Source organism: Micromonospora sp. MH33 (genome assembly GCF_003013775.1).
GTDB lineage: Bacteria > Actinomycetota > Actinomycetes > Mycobacteriales > Micromonosporaceae > Micromonospora > Micromonospora fulviviridis.
This window is the reverse complement of sequence record NZ_MUYZ01000007.1, coordinates 53,536-63,653: the sequence shown is the minus strand read 5'-3', so window position 1 is coordinate 63,653 and position 10,118 is coordinate 53,536. Positions and strand designations below refer to the sequence as shown.

The following is a 10,118-nucleotide window of genomic DNA, read 5'->3' as shown; positions in this document are numbered from 1 at the left end:
AGGCGCCACCTCGCCGCGGGCGGGGTCGTGCCTCGGCCGGCGGTCGGCGGCCTGCGGCGCGGGCGCCCCGTCGGCGGCCAGCCCGATCGCGGCCAGGTACGCCGACAGCTGCTCCTGCGCCACCCGCAGCGCGTACCCGGCGGTCTCGGCGTGCTCGGTCGCCGCCGAGAGCTCCGGCACCCCCATCGGGTTGGCCGACTCCTGGCGCACCCAGCGCAGCCGCTCGGTGGCCTGGCCGAACTTCTCCAGCGCGGCGGCGAGCTGGGCCAGCGGCAGCTCCTCGGCGGCCGCGCGGACCTGCGCGCCGATGTCCTCGACGATGGACACGACCGGTCCTCAGAGGGTGGCGACGTAGAGCTGCGCCTGCTCGACCGCCACGAGCGTGGCGGCGAGACACTCCTCCAGCTCCTGGCTGGCCTGGGTGAGCGAGGCCTGGGCCGCCTCGACGGTTGCGTGGCCGCTGCCCTCCAGCGCGCCGGCGAGGGTCTGCTGCGCCTCGGCCAGCTTCTCGCCGGCCGCCTGCACCGCTGTCTGCCCGTCTCCTATCTGCTGGAGAGCGACATCGATCGCTGCCTTCAGCTCGGCGACGCTCGCCACGGGGGACCTCCTGGGGGCGGGGGAGATCTCCATTACAACCCATCCCGACGGGTGGGCGAACAGCCGCCCTCGCGGCGTTCCTGCCCGACTGTCCGATTGCCGCCCTGACGTGCGCAAAGGCGCTACCCGGCGGTACCCGTGGGTCCCGTCGGCGGACCCTCGGGTCCCGTCCACGGGACGCGTCGGCGTCACGGGGACCGGTCAGCGGGGCAGCCGGCGCGGGCCGTACACCTCGGCTCCGAGCGCGCCCACCCGGGCCCGCAGCTCCCGGTCGGCGGTGACCACGGCCCGGCGGCGCTCCGGCGCGGCCGCGACCAGCTCGACGATGGCGTCGTCGCCGGACCCCGGCGCGGACACCACGGCCACCCCGGGCACCGCCGGGACGTTCCGGGCCGCGCCCTCCACCACCAGCACCACCTCCACCGGCGGCGGCAGCTCCGGCGCCACACCCGCCTCGGCGAGCGGCACCAGCGCGTCCCGTAGCCGGGCGGCCGCCCCGGCCCGGTCCCGCCACCAGCCGTCCGGCCGCGAACCGACCACGTTCGCGCCGTCGACGATCAGCAGCGCCCTCGACTCCATGTCCCCAGCGTGCCATCCGCGCCGCGTTTGTCGCGCCGACCGCCGGGTAGCCACCGCCGACCGTGCCGCGCCTTGTCGCGCCCCGGCGGCCGTGCCGACCGACTGCGGAGGACAGAGATGATGGGACCCGGTGACTTCGGCAACGACCCGTGGGACGAGTTCCTGGCCCGGTACTTCGGGCGGGGCGAAGGGGGACGCCGGCCGGCGCACCGGGTCGACATCACCCGGCTGATGACCGCCGACGCGCGGGAGATGCTGGCCGACGCGGCCCGCCGCGCGGCCCAGAAGCACAGCAACGACCTGGACACCGACCACCTGTTGTGGGCGGCGTTGCAGCGCGAGCCGCTGCGGGACCTCGTCCGCCGGGCCGGCGCCGACCCGGACGCGCTGGTCAACGCGCTGGGCGGGCGCGGGGAGGGGGCACCCCGGGGCGAGGTGCCGCCGAACCTGTCGCTCACCCCGGCGGCCAAGCGGGCGCTGCTCGACGCGCACCAGCTCTCCCGGGCCATGGGGGCCAACTACATCGGCCCCGAGCACATCCTGATGGCCCTGCCGCTCAACCCGGAGTCGCCGGCCGGCCGGATGCTCGCCGCCGGGCGGATCCAGCCCGAGTCGCTCCAGGCGGCCAGCGCCGAGCGCGGCCCGGGAACCGGCCCGAAGCCGGACCGCGGCACCCCCACCCTCGACCAGTACGGCCAGGACCTCACCGACCTGGCCCGGATGGACCAGATCGACCCGGTGATCGGCCGCGCCGACGAGATCGAGCAGGCCGTGGAGATCCTGTCCCGGCGCACCAAGAACAACCCGGTGCTGATCGGCGAGGCCGGCGTCGGCAAGACCGCCATCGTGGAGGGGCTCGCCGAACGGATCTGCGACGGCGACGTCCCACAGACGCTGATCGGCAAGCGGGTCATCCAACTCGACCTGGCCGGCCTGGTCGCCGGCACCCGCTACCGGGGCGACTTCGAGGAACGGCTCAAGAAGGTGATCGACGAGATCCGCGCCCACCGCGAGGAGCTGATCGTCTTCCTGGACGAGATCCACACCCTGGTCGGCGCGGGCGGCGCCGGCAGCGAGGGCGGCATGGACGCGTCCAACATGCTCAAACCCGCCCTGGCCCGCGGCGAGCTGCGGGTGATCGGCGCGACCACGCTGGACGAGTACCGCAAGAGCATCGAGAAGGACGCCGCCCTGGCCCGCCGGTTCCAGCCGGTGCTGGTCCCCGAGCCCAGCGTCGAGGACACCGTGGCCATCCTGCGCGGCCTGCGCGACCGGTACGAGGCGCACCACCAGGTCCGCTTCACCGACGAGGCGCTGGTCGCCGCCGCCGAGCTCTCCGACCGGTACGTCACCGACCGGTACCTGCCGGACAAGGCGATCGACCTCATCGACCAGGCCGGCGCCCGCGTGCGGCTGCGCACCCGTACGCCGGCCGCCGACGTGCGCGAGCTGGAGCAGCAGCTCGACGAGGTACGCCGGGACAAGGAGCAGGCCGTCTCCGACGAGCAGTACGAGCGGGCCACCCAGTTGCGGGACCGCACCGCCGAGCTGGAGGACCAGCTCCGGCGTGCCCGGGGCGACGAGGGCCCCAACCACGTGCCCGAGGTCGGGCCGAAGGAGATCGCCGAGGTGGTCTCGCGGGCCACCGGCATCCCGATCAACCAGCTCACCGAGGAGGAACGGGACCGGCTGCTGCGCCTGGAGGGGCACCTGCACGAGAAGGTGGTCGGCCAGGACGAGGCGGTCAGCGCGGTGGCCGAGGCGGTGCGCCGCTCGCGTACCGGGCTGGCCGACCCGGACCGGCCGATGGGCAGCTTCCTGTTCCTCGGCCCCACCGGCGTCGGCAAGACCGAGCTGGCCCGGGCCCTCGCCGAGGCGCTGTTCGGCGAGGCCGACCGGATGGTCCGGGTGGACATGAGCGAGTTCCAGGAGCGGCACACGGTCAGCCGGCTGGTCGGGGCGCCCCCCGGCTACGTCGGCTACGAGGAGGCGGGCCAGCTCACCGAGGCGGTGCGCCGCCGCCCGTACGCGGTGGTGCTGCTCGACGAGATCGAGAAGGCCCACCCGGACGTGTTCAACATCCTGCTCCAGGTGCTCGACGACGGCCGGCTCACCGACAGCCAGGGGCGCACGGTGAACTTCAAGAACACCGTGCTGATCATGACGAGCAACCTCGGTTCGGAGCTGATCACCGGCACCCAGCGCACCGTCGGCTTCGGCGCCGGCGAGCCCGGCGAGCAGGAGACCAACGAACTGCGCGAGCGGCTGATGCGCCGGCTGCAGGAGAACTTCCGGCCCGAGTTCATCAACCGGATCGACGAGGTGATCATCTTCCAGCGGCTGGAGGCCGAGCAGCTGCGCCAGATCACCGGGCTGCTGCTGGAGGACACCCGCCGCCGGCTGCACGCCCAGGACATCCGGGTCGAGTTCACCACCGCCGGCGTGGACTGGCTGGCCGAGCACGGCTACCAGCCCGAGTTCGGCGCCCGTCCGCTGCGCCGGGTGATCCAGCGCGAGGTCGACAACCGGCTCTCCCGGATGCTGCTGGAGAACGAGATCTCGCCCGGCCAGCAGGTCACCGTCGACGCGCGGGACGGCCAGCTCGCCGTCGAGGTGAGCGCCACCGACCGCGGGTACACCGCCGCGTCGACGTCCCATCCGCGATGAGGGAAGACGCCCCAGCCCCGACGGATCGGAGGGCGGACATGACCGAACCCGAGGAGACCCGGGAGGACACCGAGCGCACCGAACCCATCGTCGCGCCCCCGACGGCCAACCCGGCCCGGGTCAAGGTGCCGCCGGAGGGCCTGAAGCAGCACACCGACAAGGGCGACGGCGACCCGACGCCGTCCGGGTCGCCGTCGGAAGAGGAGGCGTGATGGTACGCGAGGCGCGACTCGACCCCGAGGTCGAGGTGATCTGGGACGACTTCCACGCCGAGGTGAACGTTCCCTCCGAGAAGCTGCGGCAGTGGCTGCTCACCCGCGGCTCGGGCGAGGAGGCGTTCGGCCCCGGCCCGGACCTCGACCTGCCCGAGCCCGGCCGGCGGATCCTCCAGGTGCTGACCAAACGCAAGGTGGACCTCACCCCGGACGACATCGAGGTGATGCGGGACGCCATCGAGCGGATCCGGGCGCTCACGGCCGCGAAGCCGAGCCGGGGCAACGCCGACGACGAGTGGCGGCACTCGCTGCTCGACCTCGGCCACGACGTCCTCATCGAACGCTGAGGCGCCGTTTTCAGCGACGCGACGCCGCGACGGCACCCGGGCTCCCGTCCCGGGTGCCGCCGCCGTCGGTCTACTCGGATTCCATGCTGGGCAGTTGCAGCCCGGCGGCGTCGGCCGCGTCCTGCCGGTCGCCGCGGGCCCGCTCCTCCCGGGTGAGCAGGTTGGCGTACTCGGTGATGTCGGCCGGCTCGGGCACCTCCGGCAACCGGCGCAGGAACGCCTCCAGGTCGGCGGATGCGGCGGTGTGCGTGGCGGCCGCCTGGCGCAGCAGTTCCCGCTCGTCGGCGGCCGGGTACAGATCAGTCATGCCGCCCAGATACCCGCGCTCAGGCGGTTCGCACCCCGCCCGCGGTCCTCGGCTGCGCGCCGAAGTCCGGATGCGCCAGCAGCCAGGCCAGGTAGTCCGGATGGTTCGCCAGCGCGTCGGTGTACGACGCCACCGCCGTTTCCAGGACCGCCTCGGCGACCCGGGCCGCCGGGGCGTCCGGGTGCCAGCCGAGCAGCAGCCGCCAGCGCAGCGGCGTCCCGGCCAGCCGGCGGGTCACCAGCCCGGCCACCGGGCGGAAGGTGGCCTGGCACAGGGCCACCGCCTCGCCCGCGTCCACCAGGTCCAGGCAGCCCCGCACGTCCGCCTCGTAGACCTTGCGGGGGGTGAAGCCGGCCCGGGCGCAGGCGGCCGCGAAGCAGTCGCCGAAGCAGCCGTCCCCGGGCGCGGCCACCCACTGCTCGCGGCGCAGGTCCGTCAGGCGCACCTCGTCGCGTCCGGCCATCGGGTGGGTCTGCGGCAGCAGCACGAAGACCGGGTCGACGGCCACCTCCCGCCAGCTCAGCCCGGACTCCGCCGACGGGGTGGCGTCCCCGCACACCCCGGTGAGCGCGAAGTCGAGCCGCCCGCCGGCCACCAACTGGGCCAGCTCGTCGACCGACCAGGACGCGTACATGGTGATCTGCACCTCGGGTCGTTCGGCGGCGAGCCGGTGCACCAGCCGGCCCAGGATGGGGCTGTTCACCCCGCCGAACCGGTAGCGGCTCAGCGGGTCGGCCGCCCCGGCCAGCCGGGCCGCCTCGTCCTGGAGGCCCTTCATGGCCGGCAGCAGCACCCGGGCCCGGTCCAGCACGAGTTCGCCCAGCGCGGTGGGCCGGGCGCCCCGGCGGTCCCGCTCGAACAGCGGGCCGCCGAGGGCTCGCTCGATGCGCTGGAGCTGGGCGGTCAGCGCCGGCTGGGCCAGGCCGAGCGTCGAGGCCGCCTTGGTGACGCTCCCCGTCTCCGCGATCGCGCAGACCACCCGCAGGTGTCGCAGCTCCAGATTCATACGGTGACGGTAGGACCACCCAACGGGTGCGCGGAAGGGTCCGACCGCATCGGTATAGCTGTATGAACCAGGGGTTCAGAGGTCGCGGGGGCGCTCCAGGTCCGCCAGGCGGGTGCGCCGCCCGGTGACCGCGTCGCGCACCTTGTCCAGCACGCCCACCGCCGGCTCGACGACCTTGTTCCAGGGCGGGGTGGCCGGAGTGCCGGGGTGCGGCCGGGTGGGCGCCGCCTCCTCGGCGATCTCCCACCGGTTGCCCAGCCGGATCAGCTCCGCGTCGCTGGCCACCTCGCGCAGCGGCGTCAGCAGCGCGGCGACCCGGCTCACGTGCCGGCGTACCCGGTCGGCGACGTCGGCCACCGCGGGGTCGTCCGGCCCGGACAGTCCCTTGAGCGCGGTCAGCAGGGCCGCGTCGGCCTCGATCTCCCGGTCCACCAGCTCGGCGCTCTCCGGCACCGCCGCCCGGGCGGCCGGGAAGAAGTACTGCTCCTCGGCGGAGAGGTGCCGGGACACCGCGGCGGTCAGCACGTCCAGCACCTCGCGGCGGCGTGCCGCGTCCAGGCCCGGCTCGGCGACCTGCCCGGCCAGTTCGAGCAGCGTCCGGTGCTCCCGGTCCACGTGGTCGGCCAGGCTCCGCCCACCCGGCCGGTACGCGTCGTCGGCGGCGGGCGGCAGCGGCGGCAGGGGGACGGTCATGGTGCCCTCCTCCACGGATGGCGGGTACGGCCGTCCGGGCCCGGCGCGTCTGACGCCCGCGCCGCCGTCCCGGACAACCGATCGACGGGTGTGGCGGTCCAGCGATACCCGCCCGCGCGATCCGCGAAACCGCACCCCGACCGGGGCCGACCGGCCGGCCGGGCCGGCTGGTATGAAGAACCGATGACGAGCGACGCCGCCTCCGCCCGACCGGACCCCACCGACGAGGTCGTGGACCTCTGCCGCGACCTGCTGCGCATCGACACCACCAACACCGGGGACAACGACACCAGCGTCGGGGAACGCCGGGCCGCGGAGTACGTCGCCGAGAAGCTCGCCGAGGTCGGCGTCGACGCGGAACTCATCGAGTCCGCGCCGGGCCGGGCCAACCTGGTCGCCCGGATCCCCGGCACCGACCCGGGCCGGGACGCGCTGCTCGTGCACGGCCACCTCGACGTGGTGCCCGCCGACCCGGACGAGTGGTCGGTGCACCCGTTCTCCGGCGAGATCCGCGACGGCTACCTGTGGGGCCGCGGCGCGATCGACATGAAGGACTTCGACGCCATGGTGCTTGCCGTGATCCGCGGCTGGCAGCGCGCCGGGGTCCGACCGTCCCGGGACATCGTGCTCGCGTTCACCGCCGACGAAGAGGCCGGCAGCGACTACGGCGCGCACTTCCTCGCCAAGCGGCACCGGCACCTCTTCGACGGCTGCACCGAGGCGATCGGCGAGGTGGGCGGCTTCTCCTACTCCGTGGACGAGCAGCGGCGGCTCTACCTCATCGAGACCGCGGAGAAGGGCATCGACTGGCTGCGCCTGCACGCCAAGGGCCGCCCCGGCCACGGCTCGATGGTGCACGACGACAACGCGGTCACCGCGCTCGCCGAGGCGGTCGCCCGGATCGGCGGGCACCGCTTCCCGGTGGTGATGACCGACACCGTACGGGCGTTCCTGGCGGAGGTCTCCGACGTCCTCGGCATCGAGATCGATCCGGACGACCCGGAAACCGCGATCGCCAAGCTCGGCCCGATCGCCAACATCATCGGCGCGACCATCCGCAACACCGCCAACCCGACCCGGCTGGCCGCCGGCTACAAGGACAACGTCATCCCGGGCCGGGCCACCGCCACCATCGACTGCCGCAGCCTGCCCGGCCAGAGCGAGCTGCTGGAGCGGCAGCTGCGCGAGCTGGTCGGACCGGACATCGCCATCGAGTACATCCAGCGCCAGCCCGCCCTGGAGACCACCTTCGACGGCGACCTGGTCGAGGCCATGTCGGCCGCGCTGCGCGCCGAGGACCCGGGCGCCCGCCCGGTGCCGTACATGCTCTCCGGCGGCACCGACGCCAAGGCGTTCTCCCAGCTCGGCATCCGCTGCTTCGGCTTCGCGCCGCTGCGGCTGCCCGCCGACCTCAATTTCTCCGGCCTGTTCCATGGCATCGACGAGCGGGTTCCGCTGGACGGACTACAGTTCGGCGTGCGGGTTCTCGACCGCTTTCTCCGCAGCTGCTGATCGCGCCCGTCGCGTCAGCGCCGGCGCGGAAGCTCCCCCATCGCGAAGGGACTGCCTCACATGACCGACCAGCACGGTGAGCTGGACGCCGCCCTCGAGCGGGTGATCGACGCGGCCCGCGCCCACCTGGCCGCCGTCCGCGCCGCCCAGGGCCGGATCGACGACGACGCCGTCTGGCAGGCGTACGTCGCTTTGAACAACGCCTCGTTCGCGTACGACGAGCAACTGCTCGACGCGTTCGGGGAGGTGACACCCTGGGACGTCGAGTCGATCGACCCCGACGAGGCCGACGAGCGCTTCGGTGGCGGCGAGGGCGTCGAGGCGACCGACCCGCACCCGCGGGTGATCTCGGTGCGGCAGCGGCGGGACTACCGCGTCCCCAGCGTCGCCGCGCTGATCCGGGCGGCCGAGGCGGCCCGCCGCGAGGGCACCCCGGAGGAGGACGAGACGGCTCCGGTCGAAGGGGTCGGCGAGGCCGTGCTGGAGCTGCTGCAGAGCGGCGACGGCTCGCTGTCCGCGCTCGACGTGCCCGAGCTGGAGCCGCTCGACGGCGTGGTCATGGTCAGCGAGGTCGGCACCCCGGTCGACCTGGAGTCCTTCGACGACGACGACCCGGTCGGCCCGTTCCAGCCGGCGGCCGACGACCGGCTGGTCGGCCGGCTCGACGAGCACCCGTTCCTGGAGCTCGACGAGGAGCACGACCACGCCCACTAGGCCGTGACGTCCCCGGGGCCCACCGTTGCGGTGCCGACCCCGGGGACGCCTCTCGTCCGGCCTGCCGTCAGTAGGAGAGGCCCGGCTGCGGCTGGTTGACCCGGCGGCGCCGCAGCATGACCTGCCGCGTGCCGTCCCGGTACAGCCGCACCCGGGCCAACTCCCAACCGGAGAACTCCGCCTGGATCGCCAGCTGCGCCGCGGCGGTCAACCGATCGACGTTCGAAGGCAACCGCAGCGGCGCGTATTCGTAGTCCATGCCCTCTATGCTGCCCAGCTCCGCAGCCTGCCGCCACCCCCTGAGGGTGACCCGCGTCGCCCGTTTTGCGCACCCGGCGCCGGGACGGTGGGGCTCAGCCGTCCCGTTCCGGGTAGCCGACCGGCACCGCCGAGACGTCGTCCAGGGCCGTGACGATCTCCTCCGGCAGGGTCATCCGCTCCACCTGGAGCGCGCCGAGCAGCTGCCCCACGGTCCGGGCGCCGAGGATCGGCGCGGTCACCCCGGGCCGGTCCCGGATCCAGGCCAGCGCCACCTCCAGCGGCGACACGCCCAGACCGCCGGCCGCGATGGCCACCGCCTCCACGATGCTGGAGCAGCGCGGCTCCAGGTAGGTGGCGACGAAGCGCTCGAAGTGCGGCGACACGGCCCGCGAGTCCGCCGGGCGGCCGTTGCGGTACTTGCCGGTGAGCACCCCGCGGCCCAGCGGCGACCAGGGCAGCACGCCCAGCCCCATCGCCTCGCAGGCGGGCAGCACCTCGCGCTCCACGCCCCGCTCCAGCAGCGAGTACTCCACCTGGGCGGCGACCACCGGGGCCCGCCCCGGCCAGGCGGCCTGCCAGGCGGCGGCACGGGCGGTCTGCCAGCCGGAGAAGTTCGACACCCCGACGTACCGGGCCTTGCCGCTGGACACCGCGTGGTCGAGCGCGGAGAGCGTCTCCTCCAGCGGGGTGTCCGGGTCGTACCCGTGCACCTGCCAGAGGTCGACATGGTCGGTGCCGAGCCGGCGCAGCGAGGCCTCCAGGGTGCGCAGCAGGTGCCCCCGGGAGCCGTCCCGGCGGCGGCCGCTGCCCGGCCGCAGCCCCGCCTTGGTGGCGATGAGCAGATCGTCGCGGGGCACCAGGCTGCCCAGCAGGGAGCCGATCACCGACTCCGCGTCGCCGTCGGCGTACACGTCGGCGGTGTCCACGAGGTTGCCGCCCGCGTCGAGGTAACTCTTCAGCTGGGCGGCCGCGTCGTCGGCATCGGTGTCCCGTCCCCAGGTCATGGTGCCGAGCGCGAGCCGCGAAACCGCCAGCCCGCTTCGGCCGAGCGGTCGCTGTTGCATGGGTGAACCTTATTTCGAACCCGGCGTCACGGATATCCTCGCCCGGAGTCAAGTTCCTGCCCGACCTGCCCGGCGGCTGTGACGTGTTCGAGGTGAGCCGGTGATCCGCTGCACCGCCCCCATTGCGTAACCTGATGCGACCTGTGGTGCGGATGG

12 protein-coding genes and 1 pseudogene are annotated in these 10,118 nt (G+C 74.0%); 5 read left to right on the top strand and 8 right to left on the bottom strand.

All coding sequences use genetic code 11. From position 1 onward, the window contains the following. From B0E53_RS03030 to B0E53_RS03020, 3 genes and pseudogenes are all read right to left on the bottom strand, one after another. Positions 1–327, bottom strand: a pseudogene (locus B0E53_RS03030) (hypothetical protein); the annotation flags it as partial. A 9-nt stretch (positions 328–336) separates the two neighbouring features. After that, the gene (locus tag B0E53_RS03025; protein ID WP_107074542.1) at positions 337–597 is read right to left on the bottom strand and encodes a hypothetical protein; all 261 of its coding nucleotides are present in this window, start codon (positions 595–597) and stop codon (positions 337–339) included. A 201-nt stretch (positions 598–798) separates the two neighbouring features. Further along, positions 799–1,176, bottom strand: a complete 378-nt coding sequence (locus tag B0E53_RS03020) for a hypothetical protein (RefSeq protein WP_107074539.1) — start codon at positions 1,174–1,176, stop codon at positions 799–801. A gap of 117 nt (positions 1,177–1,293) precedes the next feature. Here B0E53_RS03020 and B0E53_RS03015 point away from each other — a divergent pair, with 117 nt between their 5' ends. From B0E53_RS03015 to B0E53_RS03010, 3 genes are read left to right on the top strand one after another with little or no spacing between them, the layout of a single operon-like run. Continuing rightward, positions 1,294–3,843 (top strand): ATP-dependent Clp protease ATP-binding subunit, encoded by a 2,550-nt coding sequence (locus B0E53_RS03015; protein ID WP_107074538.1) that lies wholly within the window; start codon positions 1,294–1,296, stop codon positions 3,841–3,843. 38 nt (positions 3,844–3,881) lie between these two features. Further along, positions 3,882–4,055, top strand: coding sequence for a hypothetical protein (locus tag B0E53_RS37310; protein ID WP_168215201.1), 174 nt, complete (start codon positions 3,882–3,884; stop codon positions 4,053–4,055). After that, positions 4,055–4,405 (top strand): DUF3140 domain-containing protein, encoded by a 351-nt coding sequence (locus tag B0E53_RS03010; protein ID WP_107074537.1) that lies wholly within the window; start codon positions 4,055–4,057, stop codon positions 4,403–4,405. Before B0E53_RS37310 ends, B0E53_RS03010 begins: the two co-directional genes overlap by 1 nt. A 70-nt stretch (positions 4,406–4,475) precedes the next feature. Here the strand turns inward: B0E53_RS03010 and B0E53_RS03005 are convergent, their stop codons facing one another. From B0E53_RS03005 to B0E53_RS02995, 3 genes are all read right to left on the bottom strand, one after another. Continuing rightward, positions 4,476–4,712, bottom strand: coding sequence for a hypothetical protein (locus tag B0E53_RS03005; protein WP_107074536.1), 237 nt, complete (start codon positions 4,710–4,712; stop codon positions 4,476–4,478). Between the two features lie 19 nt (positions 4,713–4,731). Then, the gene (locus B0E53_RS03000) at positions 4,732–5,718 is read right to left on the bottom strand and encodes a LysR family transcriptional regulator (RefSeq protein WP_107074535.1); all 987 of its coding nucleotides are present in this window, start codon (positions 5,716–5,718) and stop codon (positions 4,732–4,734) included. Between the two features lie 75 nt (positions 5,719–5,793). Continuing rightward, complete coding sequence (locus B0E53_RS02995) at positions 5,794–6,411, bottom strand: hemerythrin domain-containing protein (RefSeq protein ID WP_107074534.1); 618 nt, start codon at positions 6,409–6,411, stop codon at positions 5,794–5,796. 183 nt (positions 6,412–6,594) lie between these two features. On the opposite strand from B0E53_RS02995, the gene B0E53_RS02990 reads away from it, so the two are divergent. Further along, complete coding sequence (locus tag B0E53_RS02990; RefSeq protein ID WP_107074533.1) at positions 6,595–7,923, top strand: M20/M25/M40 family metallo-hydrolase; 1,329 nt, start codon at positions 6,595–6,597, stop codon at positions 7,921–7,923. Positions 7,924–7,983: 60 nt separating this feature from the next. Further along, positions 7,984–8,637 (top strand): hypothetical protein, encoded by a 654-nt coding sequence (locus B0E53_RS02985; protein WP_107074532.1) that lies wholly within the window; start codon positions 7,984–7,986, stop codon positions 8,635–8,637. Between the two features lie 67 nt (positions 8,638–8,704). Here B0E53_RS02985 and B0E53_RS02980 read toward each other — a convergent pair whose 3' ends face one another. Next, positions 8,705–8,896, bottom strand: coding sequence for a DUF5703 family protein (locus B0E53_RS02980; RefSeq protein WP_091265978.1), 192 nt, complete (start codon positions 8,894–8,896; stop codon positions 8,705–8,707). A gap of 94 nt (positions 8,897–8,990) precedes the next feature. After that, the gene (locus B0E53_RS02975; protein ID WP_091308884.1) at positions 8,991–9,962 is read right to left on the bottom strand and encodes an aldo/keto reductase; all 972 of its coding nucleotides are present in this window, start codon (positions 9,960–9,962) and stop codon (positions 8,991–8,993) included. Positions 9,963–10,118: the final 156 nt, after the last annotated feature.

What these genes read in the sequence shown, in the direction of transcription:
- B0E53_RS03020 (WP_107074539.1), bottom strand. Translation starts at nt 1,176, where the DNA reads ATGGAGTCGAGGGCGCTGCTGATCGTCGACGGCGCGAACGTGGTCGGT.
- B0E53_RS02985 (WP_107074532.1), top strand. Translation starts at nt 7,984, where the DNA reads ATGACCGACCAGCACGGTGAGCTGGACGCCGCCCTCGAGCGGGTGATC.
- B0E53_RS03015 (WP_107074538.1), top strand. Translation starts at nt 1,294, where the DNA reads ATGATGGGACCCGGTGACTTCGGCAACGACCCGTGGGACGAGTTCCTG.
- B0E53_RS02980 (WP_091265978.1), bottom strand. Translation starts at nt 8,896, where the DNA reads ATGGACTACGAATACGCGCCGCTGCGGTTGCCTTCGAACGTCGATCGG.
- B0E53_RS03000 (WP_107074535.1), bottom strand. Translation starts at nt 5,718, where the DNA reads ATGAATCTGGAGCTGCGACACCTGCGGGTGGTCTGCGCGATCGCGGAG.
- B0E53_RS02975 (WP_091308884.1), bottom strand. Translation starts at nt 9,962, where the DNA reads ATGCAACAGCGACCGCTCGGCCGAAGCGGGCTGGCGGTTTCGCGGCTC.
- B0E53_RS03005 (WP_107074536.1), bottom strand. Translation starts at nt 4,712, where the DNA reads ATGACTGATCTGTACCCGGCCGCCGACGAGCGGGAACTGCTGCGCCAG.
- B0E53_RS02990 (WP_107074533.1), top strand. Translation starts at nt 6,595, where the DNA reads ATGACGAGCGACGCCGCCTCCGCCCGACCGGACCCCACCGACGAGGTC.
- B0E53_RS02995 (WP_107074534.1), bottom strand. Translation starts at nt 6,411, where the DNA reads ATGACCGTCCCCCTGCCGCCGCTGCCGCCCGCCGCCGACGACGCGTAC.
- B0E53_RS37310 (WP_168215201.1), top strand. Translation starts at nt 3,882, where the DNA reads ATGACCGAACCCGAGGAGACCCGGGAGGACACCGAGCGCACCGAACCC.
- B0E53_RS03010 (WP_107074537.1), top strand. Translation starts at nt 4,055, where the DNA reads ATGGTACGCGAGGCGCGACTCGACCCCGAGGTCGAGGTGATCTGGGAC.